Source organism: Gynuella sp., assembly GCF_050297175.1.
GTDB lineage: Bacteria > Pseudomonadota > Gammaproteobacteria > Pseudomonadales > Natronospirillaceae > Gynuella.
Map to the genome: position 1 here is coordinate 1 of NZ_JBNKSF010000015.1, position 22,716 is coordinate 22,716.

Sequence of the window (22,716 nt, forward strand, 5' to 3'; positions counted from 1 at the left end):
AAGAAGTTGCGACGTTGCATCAACGCAGCTTGTTTTTCATGACTCATGTTAGACCTCTTCAATATCCGGTTTGCCATTAACGTACGACATTTTTACGGTAACGGACGCTGTCCATCGTGCCGAGTGCTTTCAGCAACTCAAGGGTGCTGTTGTCGTTGGACTTCATAACGTTGTCCAGCTTCTGCACTTCACAGGTGTAGTTATTGACCTCATCGTTGGAGAGCTCAATATTCATTGCCCGGTCCAGATAAGTTGACCCGGTCCCCATGGCCATCCGGAAAGTATTGTCGATAAAGCACTGACGGGTCACATCCAGATCAGCGATCGAGTGTGCCAGTTCTTTAGCTCCGTTGAAGCTGATTGAATCACTATCCGTCAAACTGGATACACCATACATTGTCCCCGAAGAGTCAATGGTCAAACCGTTGTAGTCCTGAGTTTGTGGCAAACCAACAGCATCGTAATCTTCAAAACCACCACCCAATGGATTGATCATCTGCGCGTGGCAAGTCTGACAAATGCTGGCAGATGTCTGGAACTCATACTTCTTACGGGAAGTTGCCAGGCCATTGTGTTCCTCAAGGTATTTTTCCCATTCGATTCTGGCCTGTTCACGAGCATTATCGAAGTCATCACCGTTGAGTGATACACCGGTTGGCGGCGCTGGTACATCATGACACAGGAAGCGTTTACGCAAATATGTGGCACGTAAAATCGGACCGGTTTCCTGCTCATGGGCATGAACGGTCAGGAATGCGCCAGAAGTCACCAAGCCAGCACGGCTGTTGATGCCGGTCACTTTTTGCATGTTGTTACCGACCACGCCACCAAATCCATAAAAATCAGCCAGTGCCTGATTGGCAAATGTGAAGTTACCGTCATACAGTGCTGAGAATGGTTCACCCTGATCCAGTACCACATGATTGAAAACATCACGCACTTCCTCGGCCATCGCTTTACGCACAGTAGAGGTGAAAGTTGGGTACAGGTTTGAGTCTTTGACCATATCCAGCACCCGATCCGTCCGCAGCCACTGCGCCGCGAAGTTACCAAAATGCTGATGAGCACGATCAGTTTTCACCAGGCGTTCCACCTGGGCAGCCACCTGCTCATTGGTGTCCAGTCCACCTTCTGCAGCTGCTTTCAGCAGCATGTCATCAGGTGTAGAACCTGTGAAGGTATAACTCAGATAGGAAGCCAACTGATAAGGCGTGAGAACATAAGCGTCATCATCCAAAGTCACATCTGGTGTTGACGGAACAGAAATCTGGGCAGCTGATACTTTCAGACTACTGATAGTCAGACTACGGCTGTCATGGACATTGGCAGTATTGGCATTCTTGGCTACCAGGTAAATGTAATCACTCTTAACCTGATCACTGTAGAAACGATAGGTTTTATAGTAAGTGTGATCCACTTCAACTTGTCCGATAATAGTGTCATTGTCGGCCTGGATGGACAACGTAGGCCATACACTGCCTTTTACTGCCTTAACAGTGACTTCCACCAGATCTTTACCAGTGAATCGGGTATTACCGAAACCAGCCTGGTTGTATAGAGCGACCTCTTCAGGATTCTGAGCTTCAACCAGCACCTGTACTTCTCCAGAAGCTTCATAATCACCGTTATCAGAAGAGCCACCGCTTTCTATGTCTTTGACAGAAACACCGGTTTCATCACGATACAAGAACTGAGGAGAAGTCAAAGCCGTTCTCAGTGCCAGACTGAGACCTTCATTGATATCACCCGCGGTATAGTCGGACGTAAACAACGTCTGATAAGCAGTATTCTCTTCCGCAGTCAGGGGACGACGGAAAACCTTTGGAAGGAAATTCTCAACGAAACTGGCAGCACATGCTGCAGTATCATCAAATTCACTACAGTCGATAATACTGGCATAATTCTGCTGCGCCAGTTTATCCACGACTTTATTGATAACCAGGCTATAAGACTGCATCGCACCCGTGTCGACAGAAGCCATGACGTTGTTGGAGAAACCATCAATCTGGTTATCGGTTGGAATCGCATCATAGGTACTTTGTCCCAGATCCCGAACCAAATTGATACCGGTCAAGTCCTCTACTGAATTAGCAAATTCATTATCGGTCAGGACGCGCAGACTTCTCGGTCCATAGGTTACATCGCCACAGGAAAGATCTTCACCAGAACCGTTGTCTGAACCCGAGCCATTATCAGAACCAGAACCGTTGTCTGAGCCCGAGCCATTATCAGAACCAGAACCATTGTCTGAGCCCGAGCCATTGTCAGAACCGGAACCATTGTCTGAGCCCGAGCCATTGTCAGAACCCGAGCCATTGTCAGAACCAGAACCGTTATCTGAACCTGAGCCGTCACTTACCCAACTACGGATATAGGCAGCGGTATCGGCAGCACATTCGCCCACACACTGGGCACTAGCACCATACGGCATGGTATCGATGGTATAATCAACCAGATTCTGCTGGTTGTCACCAAACACAGAGGCTGTTGCATCAATCGGATACAGCCCTTTTCCGTCACTGCCGTGACACATGGCACACTGATCATCATAAAGAATCTTGCCATTCGTCACATTACCACCGGATGTTCCACCACCATTGTTATTATCACCGGAAGAACCATCATCGGATGAGCCACCATCTGATCCAATTGGATCACAACCGACAGCTTCTGTTGATACAACGATATCGTCCATCCATACATCAGCACTGTTACCACTGAAGCTTTGGAAACCAAACATGACATAGTTGAACTTATCGCTCATCCAGTCTTTGCCCAGAGCACCGTTATTCCAGTCGGAATCGGAAGTAACGCTATGAACCAGTTCACCATCGACCCACATACGAACTTCATCGTAATCCGTATCAGCGTACAGTGCCGTTTCGACGCAATACCAGGTATTCGGCATCAATGCCTTGCCAGATTCCCACTGATTGGCTTTGGGTGAAATATTATCGGATGGAACATCGTTAGTACCCAAAACCCCTTTGATCTGGCCAATACGGACTTCGTTATTGGCATCCTGAGTTTTCTTGATACCCATGATGTGCTCATGGTTGTCGCCCGGAACATTACCCATTTGCTTGTTCATACGGACAAAGGCGCGCAGATGAAGATGCTGAGTATTATCTGGCAATTTACGAACTATCTGCGCCAGACTACCTTTAAAGTGAATGGAATGCGTACCGCTGTAGGCAACAGAGTCATCCACCAGGGCATAGGTGCCATAGTCTTTAGTGTTAGTTGTGTTGTAGTTATAACTTAGGAAATTATCCCAACTCTGCGGCTGAGTATCAGCAGCCACATCTTCAAACGTTTCCGAGAAGATAACTGCTGCAGACGCGTCCCCGCCGTTATCGGAACCTCCATTGTCAGATCCGCCGTTATCGGAACCTCCGTTGTCAGATCCGCCATTATCGGAACCTCCGTTGTCAGATCCGCCATTATCGGAACCTCCATTGTCAGATCCGCCGTTATCGGAGCCACCGTTGTCAGATCCGCCATTATCGGAGCCACCGTTGTCAGATCCGCCATTATCGGAGCCACCGTTGTCAGATCCACCATTATCGGAGCCACCGTTGTCAGATCCGCCATTATCGGAGCCACCGTTGTCAGATCCGCCGTTATCGGAGCCACCGTTGTCAGATCCGCCATTATCGGAACCTCCGTTGTTACCGGTTCCAGAGCTAGGCGCAGGAAAACCAGCTATGACATAATCAGCAATCTGTTCAGCACAGGTCTGACCACAGGAACCGGCCGTGCCAGGAGGCATTGTTTGAACCGTCTCAGAAATAAAAGAGCTACGGTTAACATTCTTTAAACTTGGACTAACCCCAACCCCCTGACCTGAGTCGCCATGACATAGGGCGCACTGATCTGCGTACAATGCTCGTCCTGGGAAATCGTTTGCATCAGAACCAGAACCGTTGTTGGGTGATCCGGATCCCTGGTCAGAGGGAGTATCATTTGTGCCTGATGAGCCATTAAAATCGGGAGAATCTGTACCACAGGCTTGAAGGCTGGCCAAAAGGCCTAGCAGCACAAGCCGTGTGGCGGTATATCGAATCCAGTACATATCGGGAGTCCTGAAAGAAATTTATACGAAACTATCAAGTAGTGAAAAATGTTAGTGGCATATATATTTGGAGTACTTGAAATGGTTCTCATAAATACTTTTTTGTAAATAAATAATAATTTTGAGAAGTGATCCCGGCATGAAATCGTCTAGATATCTAGAATGGCGCGCCAAAAATTCTGACACACCATGTAAGTCTCACAATATTTGGAATTCCTTCACAAATATCAAACCAACGATCAGAAACACTTGATCGAACCACTTTTGTCCTAACTCCATTTCTATTCATTCACGTGTGATAACAGGCCAAATAACGAGGAATTGTTCCAGGAAGGAAAAACAGCCAATGACATATCGGTTAACGATTCTGAATAAATCATGCATAATTCCAGCAGCCTTGAGATGCTTCTTACAGCACTCCACGCTTTTACCTGGTCATGGTCATCCGACCGGCATCAGAAGACTGGTATATTCGTTTCCGTTTCAGTCAAAACTTCAGGGTACAGAGGGTTTTATGAAGTTAGCATATTTATTATTAGCTTTTTTACTGGTTCTCACATCATGCGCCAACCAGACAGTTTCAACACAGATGTTTTACGCCTCAAAACAGTGCAGCGAGCAAAGAGCCAGCGTCAAACTATTCAATAACAAAGAAGACTTGAACAAAGTATCAGGACTTGCCAATGCTTTTGGTGCCAGCGACCAGAAACTTGATCTGTTCAGTAATTTTGATTTCGAAAAATACTTGGCAGTGGTCGTCGCAGCTGGCCGGCAACGCAACAATGGTTACGATATTGTCCTCACGAACTCACAATCCAAACTCAAGGGAAAAACAGTGGTATTGCCGGTCGAATTCGTTACCCCTGCCCCGGGTATACGGTACAACCAGATAGCGACTACGCCATGTATGATAATTGGTGTAGAAAAAGCCGGCTATTCGAAGATAAAAGCCGGCAAACTGGAACTCAATCTTAAGTAAAAACGCACAATGGGCCTGTCGCGGTCAAACCAGTCCAGGGCCCGTACCTCCGATCTGGCGGGCCAGATAACCGGAATAGTTGTCGGTCATACCTGTCACAAAATCCAGCTGGCGCTGATAAATCTCATATAGAGACCAACGAGGCATGGGCGCATCTCCCCCCATCAGATCAAAAACCCGTTTGGTTCGATATGAAAGACCATGGTTGTCCTTTTTCTCAAATAGCTCAAAACCTGCTGGTATAAAAACGTCGAGCAGCGTGCTGATGATGTGATAAGCACCCAGCTCTGTTTCAGTCTTGGCGCTATCCAGAAATACTTTATTCCGTGCCAGGCTCTTAGCCTGCAGCATTCCTTCCACCACATGCTCAGAGGCGGCCGCAAGCAAATCCCCACTGAATTCGCCACACATAATAGCCGGCAAATGGGTTTCAAAAGCACCGACGATGGAATCAATGATAGCCTGCATGGCCCGGCCTCTCAGAGCGGCCAGTTTACGATGCGGAGCCACATCGTCATGTAACTCCGGAATCTCCATCTGCCGCTCTCCACACAAGGTCAGCAGGATGGGTTTCACTTCTTCATAATCGAGAATATGAAGTTCAACGGCATCTTCCAGGTCGATAATCGCGTAACAGATATCATCGGCAGCCTCCATCAGATAAGACAGAGGATGACGACTGTACTGTCCCCTATTCCCTTTGATTAAACCCAGCTTACTCGCCAGTTCGTCTAAAATCAGACGTTCAGACTGAAAACAGCTGAACTTTCCCTTGGTATCGACATTTTCGATCGTCCATGGATATTTGAGCAGTGTTCCAAGGGTAGGATAGGTCAACCGCAGACCACCGTGAAACAAGTGATATTCCAACTGCGATACGATTCGAAAACCCTGAGCATTGCCCTCAAAATTCTTCAGATCAGCCCGTTCCGGTTCGCTCAGCGGTTCCGTCAGCCAGGCATTGCGGGACTGCTTAAACCAGTCCTGAATGGCATATTCACCAGCATGTCCGAACGGCGGATTCCCGATATCATGAGCGAAACAGGCTGATTGTACGATCACACCCAGATCGTCAGCCTCAATCCAGTCGGGCAGTTCCCGGGCGATACGTTCACCTACTTTAATGCCGAGTGTCCGGCCGACACTGCCCACCTCAATAGAATGTATCAGTCGGGTGTGGATCTGATCATTGATGGCCAAAGGATGCACTTGAGTTTTACCGGTCAGTTTGCGAAACGCAGCCGAAAACACAATACGGTCCTGGTCTTTATGATAATGGCTCCGCCCCAGTTCCTGACCGGATATAAAACCATGACCGTAGCGTTCGGTAGTGAGCAGCTTGTCCCAATGCATCGTCATAGGCTAACGGGAAGGCGCGCGGGAGACTTCAGTAATTCTGAGTTCCTGGGCCAGCTTATCGAGCACACCGTTCACGTATTTATGACCATCGGTGGCGCCGAATGCTTTGGTCAATTCGACACCTTCGTTGATGATCACCCGGTAAGGCACATCCAAACGGTGCAGCAACTCATAAGTGCCCATCCGCAATACAGCGAGTTCTATCGGTGTCAAACGGGATAGTTCACGATCAATGTGACCGATAATTTTGTCATCCAGAGAAGATTTTTCTGCAGGAACACCACGAACCACTTCGGTAAAGTATTCCTGATCGATTTTTTCCATATTGTTATCAGCGAGGAACTGGGCAACCAGAGCGGAAACACTGGTTTCCGCCATGTGCCACTGGTACAGAGCCTGTAGTGCCAGCTTCCGGGCCTTACGCCTTTTCGAAGAAAGACTTGGGGAATGATCGTTGGCCATTTAGCCTCCAATTTGGTTGAATAAATTGACCATTTCAAGCGCGCTCAATGCTGCTTCTGCGCCTTTATTGCCGGCTTTCGTACCCGCACGCTCAATGGCCTGTTCAATGCTATCTACCGTCAGAACCCCAAAAGCAACCGGAATATCGCTGCTCAGAGATACCTGAGCCAGCCCTTTAGTGCATTCTCCAGCGACGTATTCGAAATGAGGCGTACCACCACGAATCACGGCCCCAAGCGCAACGATGGCAGAAAATTTCTGCTGATCTGCCAATCGCTTTACAACCAATGGAATTTCAAATGCTCCAGGAACATAAAATACTTCTATTTGTTTATCTTCAATGCCATGGCGCCTGAGAGCATCAAGCGCACCGTCTTTCAGACTTTCCACAACAAACGAATTCCATCGACCCACCACCACTGCATAGCGGCCTTTATTTGCTGCAAAATTACCTTCTGTCGTCTTTATCGTCATGTTGTTAACCTTTTATAAAAATCGTCTGCTTAATGTGCAGATCATTATTCGGTACAGGGAATGTATTCTATAACTTCCAAGCCAAATCCTGATATCCCACCAAACTTCATTGGTGAGCTTAATAACCGCATTTTTCCAATGTTCAAATCGCGCAGAATCTGAGAACCGGTACCAATGGTTGTGTAGGCACCCGATTTGTCTGCATTTGGGTCACGCCTGGGCGGATGCTCTGAATGAAAACGATCCAGCTCTGCCAGCACATTCTGGCCGCGGTTGATATCCAGCAATACCACGACACCATGTTGCTCAGCAGCCACCTTTTGCAGCGATTTCTGGATTGACCAACCATGCCCATGCTCCGAATCGACCCCAAGAACATCGCGCAATACCTGAGTGACATGCACTCTCACCAAAGCCGGTTCGTCTAAGGTAAACTGCCCCATCGACAGCGCCACATGCTGGCCACCCTCTATCAGATCGCGGTAAATATGCATCTCAAATTGACCCCAGGCAGTATTCATTGGCCTGACATCGATCAGCTCCACCGATCGCTCATGCATAATCCGGTAGTGAATCAGGTCCGCGATAGTACCTATTTTCAACTGATGTTCAGCAGCAAACTTTTTCAGATCCGGCATCCTCGCCATGGTGCCGTCTTCATTCATGATCTCAACAATCGCCGATGCCGGTGATAATCCCGCCAACCTGGCCAGATCACAACCAGCCTCGGTATGTCCGGCACGACTTAACACACCACCAGGCTGTGCCCGCAATGGAAAAATATGCCCCGGCTGGACGATATCCTCCGGTTTGGATGCCGGTGACGCCGCAATCTGTATCGTGCGGGCACGGTCAGCCGCAGATATCCCTGTGGTGACACCTTCGGCCGCTTCGATGGAAACGGTGAAAGGAGTGCCGTATACAGCACCATTTTGTTGAACCATGCTGGGCAACCCAAGAAAGTCACAACGTTCGCCGGTCAAAGTCAGACAGATCAGCCCACGTGCTCTGGAAGCCATAAAATTGATGATTTCAGGCGTGACTTTTTCGGCAGCAACAATCAGGTCGCCTTCATTCTCACGATCCTCATCATCCATCAGGATAACCATCTTACCCAGACGAATATCCTCAATAATCTCTTCAATACTGTTTAACGTCACTTAATCTAACCTGCTACTAAGTTCGGTGGAGAAACCCGGCGCGAGCCAGACTTTCAAGGGTCAGTCCCGGCTGAGCTTGTTCTGTGGATCCGGCTGGTGTCAGTAATCGTTCCAGATAACGGGCAACCAGGTCGACTTCAAGGTGCACCATGGAACCCACCCGATAGCTGCTGATAATAGTCTGTTGAATGGTGTGCGGCACTATATTGAGGCAGAAGCTCTGTGCTTCAAGCGCATTGACCGTCAAGCTGACACCATCCACCGTAATGGATCCCTTGTGAGCAATATATTTTTGCAATGCTTCAGGTGCCTGAATCCAATATCGGGTACTACGCCCGGACGCCTCGATACGGTCAACCCGGCCAACACCATCCACATGGCCGCTGACCAAATGCCCTCCCAGCCGGGAAGCCAGTGTCAGTGCCAGCTCCAGATTCACAGGTTCGCCAGTGCGTATTTGTTCCAGTCGCGTATGTTCCAGCGTTTCAAAAGACACATCAGCGGTAAACCAGTCGCTGCCAATCTCAACGGCTGTCAAACAGACACCATTAACAGCAATACTGTCACCCAGCCGGGTATTTTCGAGATCTAGCCCCTTGGCATTAATGGTCAGTTTCAGGTCACCTGCCGGACTCTTGAGCACTTTGGCAACCTGACCCACGGTCTCAATGATTCCAGTAAACATCAATGTTCCTTGATTTGATAAATCAAACGAATATCCACCCCAACCTGGCGCAGATCTGTCAATTCGAGAGCTACCGCTTCAGCCATTGACACCAACGGCAATGTCATCAACGGCCGGGCGCCGGAGCCCAACAATTTTGGTGCAGTATAGACAATCAGTTCGTCAACCAGACCTGCCCCCATAAAAGCACCTGCCAGCGTCGCACCGGCCTCAATCATAATTTCGTTATATCCTCGTCGTCCGAGTTCAATCAGGACTTCCCGCAGCCAGCTCTCTGAAGAGGGTAAATGACAGGTTTCCACTCGCGCGGGATAGCAATCACCAGCATCGGTTACTGCGCTGACAATTAACGTTGGTGCCGAGTCATCATACACATGACTCAACGGGTCAGTACTCAGTTGCCGATCCAGAACCACTCTGAGAGGCTGTCTGACAGGCTTAAAACCGATCAGACTTTCCCGTACCGTCAGACTCGGATTATCGGCTTTGACGGTTCCAGAACCAGTCAGCACCGCACAACTCCTTGCTCTCCAGCGCTGCACATCACGGCGGGCATCGGCACCAGTAATCCACTGACTCTCTCCGGAAGCCATAGCTGTGCGGCCATCCAGACTTTGCGCCAGCTTGACCCGAACCCAGGGTAATCCACTGGTCATCCGCTTGATAAAACCGGGATTCAACGCTCTGGCCTGGGCTTCCAATACACCATTCTCAACACTGATACCGGCAGCTCGCAGACGCTCGATACCACCACCCGCCACCAGAGGATTGGGATCTGTACTCGCACATACCACGCGCGCCACTCCGGCTTCGATCAGTGCCACTGAACAGGGGCCGGTACGGCCAGTATGGTTGCAGGGCTCCAAGGTCACATAGGCGGTGGATCCACGAGCTTCAACACCGGCTTCCCGCAGAGCGTGAATTTCAGCATGAGGACCTCCGGCCAGCTGGTGCCAGCCGGTAGCAATTACCCGATCATTCTTAACCAGTACACATCCCACCCGGGGGTTCGGGCTGGTACTGTACACTCCCAGACGCGCCAGTTGCAGCGCCTGAGCCATAAATTCGATATCGCGACTCACCGGGATTGTTCCAGTCGGTCGATTTCATCGCGGAATTCGCTGATGTCCTGAAAACTGCGATATACCGAGGCAAATCGCACATAGGCCACCTGATCCAGGGCCTTCAACTCATCCATGACCATCTCCCCCAGCGTCCGACTGCGTATTTCGCGCTCACCAATGGCTCGCAGGCTATGTTTGATTCGGCTGATTGCTGCCTCCAGTGATTCCATACCCACAGGCCGTTTCTCCAGTGCCCGGTGCAGCCCGGAACGCAATTTGTCCTCATTGAACGGTTCCCTGGAACCATCGGTCTTAATGATTCTGGGCATGACCAGTTCAGCTGTTTCATAGGTTGTAAAGCGCTCACCGCATTGCAGACATTCACGGCGGCGGCGAACCTGATCACCGTCTGCCACCAGCCTGGAATCGATCACCTTGGTATCAGTCGCGCTACAGAATGGACAGTGCATGGTTTTTTCCCTGATTCGGAAGAACAGCGGATTCTACTATTATGGCCTGATATCCGCCACGCGATATTCATTTGTTCACTCGACCACCTGAGAATCGGTCCGCTTCCGTAGAACTTCCATTTGAATCAGTAACAAGCTGCGGCTTACCACACTCGAACCATTCAGTAATAACAGTGGCCAGGCAGACGTCAGTGGGATAGTAAGGGCAAAAACCAATGTGCTGATATCTTTAATCAGAATAGTCCGGAACAAAGAGAATGAGAGCGCCCCAACCACACCTTGTTTGCGTATTAACAACCACTGGTGCAGGGTTCCCTGTACCAACAGAACAGTCACCGCCAACATCAGAGAATTCGCCCCCAGTCGCGCAAATCCAGGAAACGGTCGAAACAACATAGACACAAAGCCCAACACCAGAATCACCAACCCACTCCAGAAAGTAATTGCGCTCCACCACGACCTCCGCTCAAACCAGATTCTGAACAGGATGACCAGCAATAACAGCAGGGCCCCACAACGGGTCCAGACCAGATAATGATTGAAGGGCTCAATGGAAATGCCGTAGAAAAAATTGGCAAAAAATGCGAAATAACTGGACGCAAACTGATTGATAGACAAACTTTGAGTGGCGACCTGGCGGTTTCTGCGCCGTTTTTCAATAGTCAGCAACTGCTGGCCCAGACCATACCAGGTCAGCACAAACAGCATGGAACTGGTCCATCCAAGTATGTGATACCACATAAAATAAACCCCGCATCTACGCGGGGTCCTAAAGGAAAAACTTATTCTACTTCAGACTTGAAAAATAAGCTGCCAGATCAGCAATATCCTGGTCTGTTAGTTTGCCGGCATATACATACATCAACGCAGCCTGGTTACCCTTCCGATCCTGTGAACGAAAGGCTTTCAGAGAGCTTTCAATGTACATACTCTGTTGCCCGGCCAGATTGGGGTATATGCCTACGGCGGACTTTCCATCGGCGCCATGGCAGGCGACACATCCCAAAGAGGTCACTTTCTCTTTTCCGGCAGCCGCATCACCAGCAGCGAATGCTATACCAGGAACCATCAGGGAAAGAGCAATTGCAGCAAATAACTTTTTCATTCAGATCTCCAAATTGTTACGAAAGTAGCTGGATTGTTTTTTTGGATACGCCAGACTGTAATTCGTCAGGTCGATGATTAAAGACGGGTCAGGGTTGCAAGAACAGCTCAACACAAACGGTTTTCAAACGACATATTTTTCCGTTTCAGTTTCTCACTACACGCCTCAACAAAATCAGACTTATATAGAAACATAAAAATATGTCATTGTCTGGGATCAAATTTTCTCAAATTAATGACACAACACGTCTGTGGTATGAATTTTCACCAGATCGTCGCCATGTGCACAGAAAATCCTCGAATATCAGATATAATGCTGGTCATCGATAATCAAATGAATGAAATCCGTGTTTATGAAGTCTTATCTTGTTGGTGGCGCTGTCAGGGATCAGCTACTTGGCCTGAGGGTCAAGGATCGCGACTGGGTGGTTGTAGGCGCCACCCCTGAGCATTTGCTGAGTCAGGGGTTTCAGCAGGTTGGTGCTGATTTTCCGGTTTTTCTGCATCCCGAGACCCACGAAGAGTATGCCCTGGCCCGAACCGAACGAAAAAGTGGACAGGGTTATAAGGGCTTCGAGGTAAACTTCGCCACTACCGTCACACTGGAAGACGATTTGCTGCGCAGGGATCTGACCATCAACGCCATGGCACAGGATGAGCAAGGCAATATTGTCGACCCCTATCACGGCCGGCAGGATATTGAAAACAAAGTTCTGCGCCATGTATCGCCAGCATTTCGCGAAGACCCGCTCAGAGTATTGAGAGTCGCCCGGTTTGCTGCCAGATTCGATCACCTTGGCTTTAGCATTGCCGATGAAACCCTGATACTGATGCGCGAAATCGCACAATCCGGTGAACTCGACACACTGGTACCTGAACGGGTATGGCAGGAAATTCAGCGGGCCCTCACCGAGCGCTCACCATGGGTTTTCTGGCAAGTGCTACGGCAAGTACAGGCGCTGGATATACTGGTACCGGAACTCAACCGTCTGTTCGGCATTCCACAGACACAGAAATGGCACCCGGAGGTGGATACCGGCATTCACACTATGATGGTACTGAAGCAGGCCTGCGCGCTCTCCCAGGACCCCATCGTTCGCTATGGGGCCTTGTGCCATGATCTCGGCAAAGGACTGACTCCCAGTGACATACTGCCACGGCACCATGGCCATGAAGAGACCGGGGAACGACTGGTCAAAGCACTGGGCAAGCGGCTTAAAGTACCGAATGCCTATCAGAGTCTCGCGACCAAAGTCGCCAGATATCACACCCACTGCCATCGGATTCGGGAACTCAAGGCAAGCACCATTGTCGATACCTTACAGGCGTTCGGAGCCTACCAAAATCCACTGGTGTTTGAGAATTTCCTGCTTTGCTGCACGGCCGATTTCCAGGGGCGCTCCGGATGGCAGAGCAGAGCCTATCCGCAGGCAGATTGCTTCCATCGCGCCTATCTGGCTTCTAAAACCGTTAATACCCAGGCCTTAATGGACGCCGGTTACCAGGGTAAACAACTTGGCGAAGAAATCCGGCGCCAACGCATTAATAGTGTTAAACAGGAGAAAATACTTTGGCAACCATCCTGATTACCGGGGCAGCCCAACGCCTTGGTGCAGAAACCGCCCGCTATTTTCACAAAGAAGGCTACAACGTGGTTATTCATTGCTCCGGATCGACCCGCAGGGGCCAGGAACTGGTGGATACCCTCAACCACCTGCGCCCAAAAAGCGCGGCGTTAGTTCGGGCTGATCTGAATCATCCGGACCAGATCAATGAGATGGCCGAGCAGGCGGTTGCTGCTTTTCAGGAAATGCATATTCTGGTCAACAACGCGAGCACCTTCTATGCAACACCGTTTATCGATGCCAACCTGACACAATGGCAGGACCTGATGGAAATTAACCTGCAGGCACCCTTTTTTCTCAGCCGGGCACTGTATCCGGAACTGAAAAAAAACAAAGGCAGCATCGTCAACATGGTGGATATCCACGGAATACGACCACTGCACGAACACAATATCTACAGCATGGCAAAATCAGGACTGATCGCCCTGACCAAGTCTCTGGCTCTGGAACTGGCGCCCGATATCCGGGTCAATGCCGTTGCCCCGGGAGCCATTTTGTGGCCTGAACAGGAGTCCTCCATGAGTGATCAGGCGAAGCAGAACATTCTGGAAAAGGTGCCGATGAAACGAACCGGTGCCGCCATCGATATCGCCGAAGCAGTATGGTTTCTCGGTCATCAGGCACAATACATTACCGGTCAGATCCTGGCGGTGGACGGAGGCAGGACCCTGAGTCAGTAAGCTGACTCAGGGTCCAATGGATCCAGCGAAGTGCCGCAGAATTTACAGTAGTGAGCGTTTACATCATGACCTGCCTGGTTTTACCACATCCCAGACATCCCCTGTCATCACACCGGTCAGTCATAACCCGACTGATTTCCGCTGCGTAAATACCGGTTGGCACAGCAATTGAGCGGTCATAACTTAAATTTAGCCACTTCTTGACGAAGAGAATTGGCAAGTTCTTTCAGGTTTTGCGCTTGTTTGGAGCCTGCGTCCATTTCATCTTGTAACTGTGATGACACATCACGAATGGCTTGCGCATTTTGGCCAATTTCCCCTATGACGCTGCTTTGTTCTTCTGAGGCAGCGGCGATTTGTACGGTCATATTACTAATATGATCAATCGCAGTGGCAATTTCTTCAAAGCTTCCACCAGACTTGTTTGTGTCGTCAACACTCGTGCTCGCCAGATCATGACAAAGGTGCATTACGTTAACCGCTTTAGATGTCATCGTTTGTAAGGCGGTAATCATGGTGGAAATTTCTTCCGTAGAGGAGTGTGTCCGCTGAGACAGCACCCTTACTTCATCTGCAACAACCGCGAATCCACGACCTTGTTCACCTGCACGTGCAGCTTCTATGGCAGCATTAAGAGCCAATAAATTTGTCTGCTCTGCAATACCACTAATGGTGCTCACAATTGTATTAATTTTGCTGCCTTGTTCGCTCAATTCGCTAATGACTCTGCTTGCTTCCTCGATCTCTTTAGCAAGTTGATTGATAGACGTTAAGCTGGCGCTTGCGAGCTGCCGACCACTGCCGCTGATTGTGACGGTTTCAGATGCTCGTTGAGCGGTTTGTTCTGCATTCCTTGCAATTTCTTGGGTAGCTGCAGACATTTCTTCAATAGCAGCGGCGACGGAAATAACTTCATTTTGTTGGGTGTTCAAACGGCTGGTGCTTTGTGCTACCGATTGAGCACTGGAAGTGGATTGGTCAGATAAAACGTTACTTAAGTCGTCTATCTTTTTAATAATACCTCGGAGCGTTAAAACAAAGTTATTAAAGCTCAATGCAAGCTTGCCCACTTCATCTCGACTGGATGTATTAATTTTAACGGTTAAATCACCTTGGCCTTGTGCAATGTCTTCTAATGCATTGGAGACCGTTAAAAGATCTTTTAACAAAAAGTGGATCAGAATGGTTAACAAGATGATGGACAGCACGATTAAAATAACGACTGCAATAACTTGATAAATAATAAGGTTTTTAATTGGTGCCATTAAGACATCTTTGTTGCCAAGCAAGACCAAGGACCAGTCTGTTCCGGCGACTTTCACCGAAGACATCAGATATTCGGTATTGTTGAGTACAACATTGGATAACGACTGAGAGGTGACATTTGATTCAATGGTCGCTGTAGTAATGTCTGACTTTAAATCGGAGAGGGGTTTGTTGTTAAACGTTTCATCCGGGTAGGAGATGATGTCGCCATCACTAGACGCAATGAAAGCCAGGCCCTCGCCAGGTACTTTTAGTGTAGCAACTACTTCATTAATACCTACTAGCGGGACATTCCCTGTAACAACCCCAGCAAACTTGCCATTTACGACCACCTGATCAACTAAAGAAGCGATGTACACTTGAGTGCTGGAGCCTAGGAAAGGTTTGCTAATGCCAGGCCCTTTGAGGCGGGCTCCTAACTTATACCAATCTCGTACAGTTGGATTGTAACCTTCTTTTGTATTTTTCCCATTTACCCGGTAAGCATCGCCATTAGTTGTACCGTATAGTGTGCTAATTAAATCGCCCGCAGTGAGCGTCTGTTTAAGTGCTTGAGTGATGGAATCATCATCATTTGGTTTTGCTTCAATGGCTTCTTTCAGCGCTTTGAGTACTTGTTTCTTGTCGTCTAACCATGTGCTGATTCGGTTGGCACTGCTGTTTCCATAACTGTTCATTGTCACTTCTAGGCTACTGATGAGCTGTGATTTCATAACAGAAATTGAGATAACAGATAATATACAAGCAGCTATGATAAGGGTGAAGCAGCTTGCCATTAAGATCTTTCGAAGTAACGTCATTTTTATTGCCCCTGCCTACTTAGGTCATTCTAATTTTAGTATAGACGTTGAGTTTTAAATCACACCTCCGGTGTTGCAACGTTTAAAAGGGGTAAACTTTCTTTAAACCCATACATTTCTTTACGATATTCAGTTAGCACAAAGTTAATAAGTTAACTGCTATTTTTAAGCTCAAGAACTATTTGTTTTGTGAACGATATTAGTTACTAGCAATCGGCTTGAGATGGGAAAACTAAAGGTTTTTATAGTCTGAACAAGATAATGGTATAGCTCATAATTATCACCGCCGAAGCCATAAACTGGCCCAACGGCTTACGGGGAACGACATCTCCATACCCAACAGTCATCAACGTGACAATGGCAGGAGTTGATGAAGATTAACCTGCAAACAATCTTTCTTTCTCAGCCGGACCCGGTTATCCGGGACACACACAAAAAATCAAGACAGCATCGTAAACACGGTAGATATCCGTGAAATACGGCCACTGCGCAAACACAATATCTACTGCATGACAAAATCAGGGCTAATCGCCCTGACCAAGTCTCTGGCTGTGGAACTGGCTCCTGATATCCCGGGTCCCCAGGGGTTACATGTCGTGGCCTGAACAGGAGTCCTCCATGAGTGGCCAGGCGAAACAGAACATTCTGGAAAAGGTGCCTACGAACCGACTATCATCGACAATCGACATCACAGAAGCAGTACGACTTCTCGCTCATCAGGCACAATATTTTACCGGTCAGATTCTGACTCTGGACGGAAGCAGGACCGTCAGTCAGCATCCTCACTCATGGTGCAATGGGTCCAGCGAAGTGCCACAGAATTTGCAGTAGTGAGCATTTACATCATGACCGGTTTTACCACATCCCGGACATCCTCTGGCGTCACGGCGGGTAGTCATAACCTGACTGATTTCCGCGGCGTAAATACCGGTTGGTACAGCAATAATGGCATAACCCATAATCATCACCGCTGACGCAATAAACTGACCCAGCGGAGTATGGGGTACGACATCTCCATACCCAACAGTCGTCAACGTGACAATGGCCCAGTAAATGGCTTTTGGTATGCTGGAAAAACCATTTTCAGATCCCTCCACAACGTACATAAGCGACCCGAACACCACCACCATGGTCAATACCGCATACAAAAACACCAGGATTTTGCGCAGACTCTGGCGAATCGCAAGGCTCATGACCTCTGCTTCGCCGATGTAGTGCATCAACCGCAATACCCGAAATACCCGCAATACCCGCAAAATCCGCAACACCAGGAATGAATTGGCACCGGGAATCAGGATTGACAGATACGTTGGCAGAACCGACAGCAGGTCCACCATACCGTAAAAGCTGAAAGCATAGCGAACGGGCCGGGAAACGCTCATCAGCCGAACAATGTATTCAATCGTGAACAGAATGGTGAACCCCCACTCCATCCACAACCAAAGCCGGTGATATCGGTGATTAAGGGAAGGCACACTATCGACCATTACTACGGCCACACTGATCAGAATGGCAACAATCAGTAAAATATCAAACAACTTGCCGGCAAAGGTATCAGCACCAAAAATAATTTCGTTTGCCTTGGCCCGCCAATTGCTTAACCCCTCCGCTTTTTCAAACCGTCGCCGGCGATCAATCATTAAAACGCTTCCTCAAACGACACAACCGTACCGATATCCTCGCCATCCACCAGTGCCAGATCAACCCTAAAATTCAAACGAGTACCTTTGGCAAGGTTGTATCGAACCCCGATACCCGTGGCATTATGGAAACGATCCACACCAAACTTGCTGAAATCAGGAGCCACCTGGGCAAAATCAGAAAACAGATCCATCCCCCAGCGATCAGAAAATACCCAACGGAGCTCACCCTGAACACCGATTAATTCATAATCAGCAAACTTTGCGCTGTCTGCACCACGCAGAATACTGGACCCTTCGGGGGCCGGCAGCATGTTAAAAGGGGTGTCATCAGTCGCTGTGATGTAAGTTGCTTTGAACGCCAGGGTGGAATCGCTCAATACCGGTACATACTGCATGGCAGCAACTTCACTGATCATGAATTGCTCAGCACTACCAAGCGCAGAGAAATATCCGGTAGAACCTGCCTCAAACTTCTGTCCTGACCTTGGGAAATCCCGTGAATCCGTTTTATCCCAAGTCAAGGTTGCACCAAGACCATGATAGAAGCCACCATCACTCCCAGGTGTTTGATCATTGATCAGGTTGTTATCGTCATCAGAACTGATGTCGCTCCATTGCAGAGTCCATTGCAGTTTCAGCCATAATTCGCTGACCAAACGCTGATCAAAAGATAACCGCACTACTTCATTGGTTGCCTCATATTCCTCTTCCAACTTGGGTTCACTATTGCCGTTTTCATAATAAGTGCCTGGCCAATAGTTCAGACCAAATCCGGCAGTCACACTCTGATTGGCATTTAACCACCAGGTCGGCCAAACCTGTGCCATATACATACCTTCTGATGTACCACTGACCAGAAATGAATAGCGATTGCCTGGAACGTCTTCTTCGTCAGATGCTTCCAGCTTAGTGGCATACAGGCCAAGCATGAATCCTGTTTCCGGCGCATTTGCAACAACAGGCAACCATATCCATTGATCCTTGTCTGCCCTGCTGTTCACCGCCAGACATAACAACATTAATACCAGTATCGCTTTAAGCATCGTAGTCCTCTCGATAATTTCCAGTTTTTGATTGGGTATTCAGTGAAGATTAAATCTATACTGCAAGTAATAGAAAAATTAAGCCGCAACCTTATTGGAATTACATGCAAGAGTTCAACTTAATCCTTCAGTTTTATGGCGATGATCTGCTTGTACAGGAAAATGGCCTGGTCGCACGGTTGACTCAATATATTCAACAAACCCAGCCAAACTGTATTGTTTACAATCAGGGAATTAAACATGAAACCACTTCCCAGTTACGACAAAGATTCGCAGATGAGGCCATCCGTCGTTGGGTTCCTGAAGCCGATAACCGGATAGTTTTTTGTTACGGCCTTAATGACTGCAGCACAGATCCGGACAACCCTGGCATACTACTGCGTGAAACCATGGAAAATACCCAACACTTATTACATGCCTGTAAAGGCAAGTTTCGGGTATTTATGTTAGGGATTCCCTGTGTCTATGACCCTGCCTACAATGCCAGAGTCAAGAAACTGAACCAATGGCTCGGAGAACTGTGCAACAAAACCCGCACACCTTATATATCATTGTTCGATGCCACTGATCGTGATCCTATCTACAAACGTGAACTGGGACAGACCGACCGAATCTGCCCCGGCAGTCGCGGCACTGACAGACTGCTCGACCTGCTTAGGAATGATCGGCTATGGTGGTTTGCAAAAGACTAGTCACCTGTTGCTGCGCTTCCTGTGCCAGCTCCTTACGCTGCTTTGCAGCCGCCGGAATGGCATGGCCCACTTGAATCACCACATCAATCGCAGGTGTCTGCAACAATCCCCAGAGATTGGCAGCCAGACTCTGATCGCCCAAGTACGGAACAGTCGGATGCGGCTGGGGTTCATGCAGATAAAACAGTGCCACCGGCAGCACCGGAACTCCAGATTCTATGGCCGCAGCAAACAGACGTGGGTGAAACCGATGAACTTCGGTACCAGCATAGGTGGTACCTTCCGGGAAAAACAGCACATATGAGCCTTTGGACACCCTGTCAGCCATAGCCCGACTGATTGCGGCAGACTGATCCCCACCTCTGGGCAAAAACAGAGTGCCGGCACTTCTGGCCAGCGTCCCCACCACGGGCCACTTTGCCACTTCAGCCTTACTCACAAAATAAGTATGAAAACGGGAACCCAGCACAATGATATCCAGCCAGGAGATATGATTGCTAACCATCAGGCCACTGAGGGCACCTGGAGTCCCTACCACACGCACACGTACCCGCAGAATACGCAACAGGTTACGATGCCACCAACCGGCCAGCTTTAAGATACTGGTTTCCGCTAACCAGGGAACAGTGGTGATCGATAACAACAGCCCTAACAGACACCATACAACCAGCAATGGCGATTTAATGGCAAAACGAACCAACCCCATACAACATTTCCTTCTCCCAAACCTGAGCGCATAGTAACGTTAACCGAACCAATGACAATAGTGATCGCATAACTATATTCAGTATCGAGAATCTGATATCTTCGCGCCTTCTAGTTAGCCACAGATTCGTCAAGTTTATGAGTAAACAGATTGTTCTGACCGGGATCACTACAACCGGCATTCCCCACCTGGGCAATTATGCCGGCGCCATCCGCCCGGCCATCGAAACCGCCCAGAAAGACAATGTTGAGTCCTACTATTTCATGGCCGATTACCACGCGCTGATCAAATGCCATGATCCGGTACGGGTAAAGGAATCCACCAAGGCCATTGCAGCGACCTGGCTGGCCTGCGGACTCGATCCGGAAAAAGTCTTTTTTTACCGGCAATCCAATATTCCCGAAATTCTTGAACTGAACTGGCTGCTGACCTGCGTAACCGCAAAAGGTCTTATGAATCGTGCTCACGCTTATAAAGCCGCAGTACAGGAAAATGTGGACAACGATGATGTCGACCCGGACAAGGGCGTAACCATGGGACTGTTCAGTTATCCAGTGCTGATGTCTGCAGACATTCTGATGTTTAACGCTCACAAAGTGCCAGTCGGTAAAGACCAGATCCAGCACTTGGAAATGTGCCGCGATATTGCTGCCCGGTTTAATCATATTTTCGGTGAGACATTCAACTTGCCAGAAGTGGTGGTACAGGAAAATTCCATGGTATTGCCAGGGCTGGATGGTCGAAAAATGAGCAAGAGCTATAACAACACCATTCCATTGTTTGAAGACGAGAAAAAATTCCGCAAACTGATCAACAAAATCGTCACTAATTCGCTGGAACCTGGTGAGCCCAAGGATCCTGGTAGCTGTAACCTGTTTGCCATCTTTTCAGCATTTGCCACACCGGCGGAAATCGCCACCAAACGGCAACAGTATGCAGATGGCATTGGCTGGGGTGACGCTAAAAAACAACTGTTTGAATATCTCAATGAGATGCTGGCAGCAAAACGGCAAACCTACAATGAACTGATGGCCAATCCAGACTACATCGAAGCCACTCTTAGTAAGGGAGAAGCCAAAGCCCGGGAAAAAGCAGCAGTATTACTGGCAAAAGCCAAAAAAGCTGTCGGTATTGCTCCAATCAACTAACCAATTGTTCAGGTCTGGATCCGCTCCGGGCCTGATTATTCATACCCATGTTATTTAACACTGCTCTCCTAATAGGCAAGAACTGGCCGGAATCACGCTCCAGTGCTGCCGGTACCCGGACATTACAGATCCTCTCTGACCTGCAGTCCTGCTCACACAACGTCCATTTTGCCAGCGCCGCCAAAGCCGGTGAGTTCTCCGATGCTCTGCCAGGCATCCACTGTAGCGACATCGAAATGAACTCAGAGTCTTTTGATCAGTGGCTGATTCAACTGAATCCCGATATTGTTATTTTCGACCGTTTTATGACTGAAGAACAATTCAGTTGGCGGGTTCGGCAACAATGTCCGGACGCGATCAGGGTTCTGGATACCAGCGACATACACAGCCTGCGTCATATGCGGGAACAAACCCATAAGAGCAGTCAGCCCACTTCACTCAACAATGACATCGCGTTTCGGGAAATTGCCGCCATTTTGCGCAGCGACCTGACTCTGATCATTTCTGACTATGAAATAGCCTGGCTACAGTCACAGTTTCAGCTATCCAAAGCGCTGTTGTTACACCTGCCATTTGCGGCACAATCGCTGCCGGCCTCAGAGCTACCAAGCTATCAACAAAGGCATCATATCTGCTTTATTGGCGGCTTTTTGCATGCACCAAACATTGATGCTGTGGAATGGTTGTATCAGGATATCTGGCCACTGATTTCCTCGCAGATACCAGATGTAGAATGCCATATTTATGGGGCCTATATACCAGCACGCATACAACAGTTGCACCAGCCATCCAAACGATTCCTGGTCAAAGGCCGCATGGATTCCATCGACCACGGACTACCCACTTACCGGATCAACCTGGCGCCATTACGCTTCGGTGCGGGCAATAAAGGCAAAGTGATCGATGGATTCAGGACCGGTACTCCGAACATTCTTACCGCAATTGCCGCTGAGGGCATGAATGGTGACCAGACTTGGGAACTTCCTCCCGCCGATACCGCCGCTGTATTTGCCCGACAAATTCTGGATGTCTATCAACACCCAGAACTCTGGCAACGGGTACAGCAACAAGGTTATGAGGTTTTGCGTGCGGTCAATCTTCCTGAAAATTTGAACTCACGACTGGTTCAACGGCTAGCAAGTGTGAAACAACACCTGACGACCATCAGAGAACAGAATTTTTATGGCAACCTGTTATGGCAGGCGCAGTTTCGTGCGACAGAGTTTATGGGAAGATGGATAGAAGCCAAAAACCGAAATAAGTCCTGACAAAAACAAAAAA

21 protein-coding genes and 1 pseudogene are annotated in these 22,716 nt (G+C 48.7%); 7 read left to right on the forward strand and 15 right to left on the reverse strand.

The features are described from left to right. Positions 1-76 precede the first annotated feature (76 nt). The gene (locus ACQY6I_RS05720) at positions 77-4,075 is read right to left on the reverse strand and encodes a DUF1592 domain-containing protein (RefSeq protein ID WP_428240510.1); all 3,999 of its coding nucleotides are present in this window, start codon (positions 4,073-4,075) and stop codon (positions 77-79) included. A gap of 514 nt (positions 4,076-4,589) precedes the next feature. On the opposite strand from ACQY6I_RS05720, the gene ACQY6I_RS05725 reads away from it, so the two are divergent. Continuing rightward, positions 4,590-5,054: a protease complex subunit PrcB family protein gene (locus ACQY6I_RS05725; RefSeq protein WP_428240511.1), complete on the forward strand. Its 465-nt coding sequence runs from the start codon at positions 4,590-4,592 to the stop codon at positions 5,052-5,054. A gap of 24 nt (positions 5,055-5,078) precedes the next feature. Here the strand turns inward: ACQY6I_RS05725 and ACQY6I_RS05730 are convergent, their stop codons facing one another. The 9 genes from ACQY6I_RS05730 to ACQY6I_RS05770 all read right to left on the reverse strand — a co-directional run bounded on the left by ACQY6I_RS05730 (position 5,079) and on the right by ACQY6I_RS05770 (position 11,833). Then, positions 5,079-6,413 (reverse strand): deoxyguanosinetriphosphate triphosphohydrolase, encoded by a 1,335-nt coding sequence (locus ACQY6I_RS05730; protein ID WP_428240512.1) that lies wholly within the window; start codon positions 6,411-6,413, stop codon positions 5,079-5,081. Between the two features lie 3 nt (positions 6,414-6,416). Then, positions 6,417-6,875 (reverse strand): transcription antitermination factor NusB, encoded by a 459-nt coding sequence (gene nusB / locus ACQY6I_RS05735; protein ID WP_428240513.1) that lies wholly within the window; start codon positions 6,873-6,875, stop codon positions 6,417-6,419. After that, complete coding sequence (ribH, locus tag ACQY6I_RS05740; protein WP_428240514.1) at positions 6,876-7,349, reverse strand: 6,7-dimethyl-8-ribityllumazine synthase; 474 nt, start codon at positions 7,347-7,349, stop codon at positions 6,876-6,878. It lies immediately after the preceding gene. 44 nt (positions 7,350-7,393) lie between these two features. After that, positions 7,394-8,509: a bifunctional 3,4-dihydroxy-2-butanone-4-phosphate synthase/GTP cyclohydrolase II gene (gene ribBA, locus ACQY6I_RS05745; protein WP_428240515.1), complete on the reverse strand. Its 1,116-nt coding sequence runs from the start codon at positions 8,507-8,509 to the stop codon at positions 7,394-7,396. Positions 8,510-8,525: 16 nt separating this feature from the next. Then, complete coding sequence (locus ACQY6I_RS05750) at positions 8,526-9,194, reverse strand: riboflavin synthase (protein WP_428240516.1); 669 nt, start codon at positions 9,192-9,194, stop codon at positions 8,526-8,528. Then, positions 9,194-10,276 (reverse strand): bifunctional diaminohydroxyphosphoribosylaminopyrimidine deaminase/5-amino-6-(5-phosphoribosylamino)uracil reductase RibD, encoded by a 1,083-nt coding sequence (gene ribD, locus ACQY6I_RS05755; protein ID WP_428240517.1) that lies wholly within the window; start codon positions 10,274-10,276, stop codon positions 9,194-9,196. The genes ACQY6I_RS05750 and ribD overlap by 1 nt, the downstream gene beginning before the upstream one ends. Continuing rightward, on the reverse strand, positions 10,273-10,728 hold the full coding sequence (gene nrdR / locus ACQY6I_RS05760) for a transcriptional regulator NrdR (protein ID WP_044616850.1): 456 nt from the start codon (positions 10,726-10,728) through the stop codon (positions 10,273-10,275). The genes ribD and nrdR overlap by 4 nt, the downstream gene beginning before the upstream one ends. A 75-nt stretch (positions 10,729-10,803) precedes the next feature. Continuing rightward, a complete protein-coding gene (locus ACQY6I_RS05765) occupies positions 10,804-11,469 on the reverse strand; it encodes a hypothetical protein (RefSeq protein WP_428240518.1) in 666 nt (221 codons plus the stop codon). Positions 11,470-11,515: 46 nt separating this feature from the next. Further along, the gene (locus ACQY6I_RS05770; RefSeq protein WP_428240519.1) at positions 11,516-11,833 is read right to left on the reverse strand and encodes a c-type cytochrome; all 318 of its coding nucleotides are present in this window, start codon (positions 11,831-11,833) and stop codon (positions 11,516-11,518) included. Between the two features lie 352 nt (positions 11,834-12,185). Between ACQY6I_RS05770 and ACQY6I_RS05775 the strand changes: the two genes are divergently transcribed. Beyond that, the gene (locus tag ACQY6I_RS05775) at positions 12,186-13,418 is read left to right on the forward strand and encodes a multifunctional CCA addition/repair protein (protein WP_428240520.1); all 1,233 of its coding nucleotides are present in this window, start codon (positions 12,186-12,188) and stop codon (positions 13,416-13,418) included. Continuing rightward, positions 13,403-14,137: a pteridine reductase gene (locus ACQY6I_RS05780; protein ID WP_428240521.1), complete on the forward strand. Its 735-nt coding sequence runs from the start codon at positions 13,403-13,405 to the stop codon at positions 14,135-14,137. The genes ACQY6I_RS05775 and ACQY6I_RS05780 overlap by 16 nt, the downstream gene beginning before the upstream one ends. A gap of 176 nt (positions 14,138-14,313) precedes the next feature. Here ACQY6I_RS05780 and ACQY6I_RS05785 read toward each other — a convergent pair whose 3' ends face one another. Beyond that, the gene (locus ACQY6I_RS05785; RefSeq protein WP_428240522.1) at positions 14,314-16,203 is read right to left on the reverse strand and encodes a methyl-accepting chemotaxis protein; all 1,890 of its coding nucleotides are present in this window, start codon (positions 16,201-16,203) and stop codon (positions 14,314-14,316) included. A 242-nt stretch (positions 16,204-16,445) separates the two neighbouring features. After that, positions 16,446-16,553: an ion channel gene (locus ACQY6I_RS05790; RefSeq protein WP_428240523.1), complete on the reverse strand. Its 108-nt coding sequence runs from the start codon at positions 16,551-16,553 to the stop codon at positions 16,446-16,448. Between the two features lie 81 nt (positions 16,554-16,634). Between ACQY6I_RS05790 and ACQY6I_RS05795 the strand changes: the two are divergent. Further along, positions 16,635-16,808 (forward strand): annotated as a pseudogene (locus ACQY6I_RS05795) (SDR family oxidoreductase); the annotation flags it as partial. 177 nt (positions 16,809-16,985) lie between these two features. On the opposite strand, the gene ACQY6I_RS05800 reads toward ACQY6I_RS05795, so the two are convergent. After that, positions 16,986-17,843, reverse strand: coding sequence for an ion transporter (locus tag ACQY6I_RS05800; RefSeq protein WP_428240524.1), 858 nt, complete (start codon positions 17,841-17,843; stop codon positions 16,986-16,988). Then, a complete protein-coding gene (locus tag ACQY6I_RS05805) occupies positions 17,843-18,889 on the reverse strand; it encodes a BamA/TamA family outer membrane protein (protein WP_428240525.1) in 1,047 nt (348 codons plus the stop codon). The genes ACQY6I_RS05800 and ACQY6I_RS05805 overlap by 1 nt, the downstream gene beginning before the upstream one ends. A 104-nt stretch (positions 18,890-18,993) precedes the next feature. Between ACQY6I_RS05805 and ACQY6I_RS05810 the strand changes: the two genes are divergently transcribed. Beyond that, a complete protein-coding gene (locus ACQY6I_RS05810; protein ID WP_428240526.1) occupies positions 18,994-19,581 on the forward strand; it encodes a GDSL-type esterase/lipase family protein in 588 nt (195 codons plus the stop codon). Here ACQY6I_RS05810 and ACQY6I_RS05815 read toward each other — a convergent pair. Beyond that, a complete protein-coding gene (locus ACQY6I_RS05815) occupies positions 19,544-20,287 on the reverse strand; it encodes a lysophospholipid acyltransferase family protein (RefSeq protein ID WP_428240527.1) in 744 nt (247 codons plus the stop codon). The genes ACQY6I_RS05810 and ACQY6I_RS05815 overlap by 38 nt on opposite strands. A 137-nt stretch (positions 20,288-20,424) precedes the next feature. On the opposite strand from ACQY6I_RS05815, the gene ACQY6I_RS05820 reads away from it, so the two are divergent. Next, positions 20,425-21,435, forward strand: coding sequence for a tryptophan--tRNA ligase (locus ACQY6I_RS05820; RefSeq protein ID WP_428240528.1), 1,011 nt, complete (start codon positions 20,425-20,427; stop codon positions 21,433-21,435). A gap of 47 nt (positions 21,436-21,482) precedes the next feature. Beyond that, the gene (locus ACQY6I_RS05825; RefSeq protein ID WP_428240529.1) at positions 21,483-22,703 is read left to right on the forward strand and encodes a glycosyltransferase; all 1,221 of its coding nucleotides are present in this window, start codon (positions 21,483-21,485) and stop codon (positions 22,701-22,703) included. Positions 22,704-22,716 lie beyond the last annotated feature (13 nt).

Coding starts and splice junctions, on each gene's coding strand:
- ACQY6I_RS05720 (WP_428240510.1), bottom strand. CDS start 4,075: ATGTACTGGATTCGATATACCGCCACACGGCTTGTGCTGCTAGGCCTT.
- ACQY6I_RS05725 (WP_428240511.1), top strand. CDS start 4,590: ATGAAGTTAGCATATTTATTATTAGCTTTTTTACTGGTTCTCACATCA.
- ACQY6I_RS05730 (WP_428240512.1), bottom strand. CDS start 6,413: ATGACGATGCATTGGGACAAGCTGCTCACTACCGAACGCTACGGTCAT.
- nusB (WP_428240513.1), bottom strand. CDS start 6,875: ATGGCCAACGATCATTCCCCAAGTCTTTCTTCGAAAAGGCGTAAGGCC.
- ribH (WP_428240514.1), bottom strand. CDS start 7,349: ATGACGATAAAGACGACAGAAGGTAATTTTGCAGCAAATAAAGGCCGC.
- ACQY6I_RS05750 (WP_428240516.1), bottom strand. CDS start 9,194: ATGTTTACTGGAATCATTGAGACCGTGGGTCAGGTTGCCAAAGTGCTC.
- nrdR (WP_044616850.1), bottom strand. CDS start 10,728: ATGCACTGTCCATTCTGTAGCGCGACTGATACCAAGGTGATCGATTCC.
- ACQY6I_RS05765 (WP_428240518.1), bottom strand. CDS start 11,469: ATGTGGTATCACATACTTGGATGGACCAGTTCCATGCTGTTTGTGCTG.
- ACQY6I_RS05770 (WP_428240519.1), bottom strand. CDS start 11,833: ATGAAAAAGTTATTTGCTGCAATTGCTCTTTCCCTGATGGTTCCTGGT.
- ACQY6I_RS05775 (WP_428240520.1), top strand. CDS start 12,186: ATGAAGTCTTATCTTGTTGGTGGCGCTGTCAGGGATCAGCTACTTGGC.
- ACQY6I_RS05785 (WP_428240522.1), bottom strand. CDS start 16,203: ATGACGTTACTTCGAAAGATCTTAATGGCAAGCTGCTTCACCCTTATC.
- ACQY6I_RS05800 (WP_428240524.1), bottom strand. CDS start 17,843: ATGATTGATCGCCGGCGACGGTTTGAAAAAGCGGAGGGGTTAAGCAAT.
- ACQY6I_RS05805 (WP_428240525.1), bottom strand. CDS start 18,889: ATGCTTAAAGCGATACTGGTATTAATGTTGTTATGTCTGGCGGTGAAC.
- ACQY6I_RS05810 (WP_428240526.1), top strand. CDS start 18,994: ATGCAAGAGTTCAACTTAATCCTTCAGTTTTATGGCGATGATCTGCTT.
- ACQY6I_RS05815 (WP_428240527.1), bottom strand. CDS start 20,287: ATGGGGTTGGTTCGTTTTGCCATTAAATCGCCATTGCTGGTTGTATGG.
- ACQY6I_RS05820 (WP_428240528.1), top strand. CDS start 20,425: ATGAGTAAACAGATTGTTCTGACCGGGATCACTACAACCGGCATTCCC.
- ACQY6I_RS05825 (WP_428240529.1), top strand. CDS start 21,483: ATGTTATTTAACACTGCTCTCCTAATAGGCAAGAACTGGCCGGAATCA.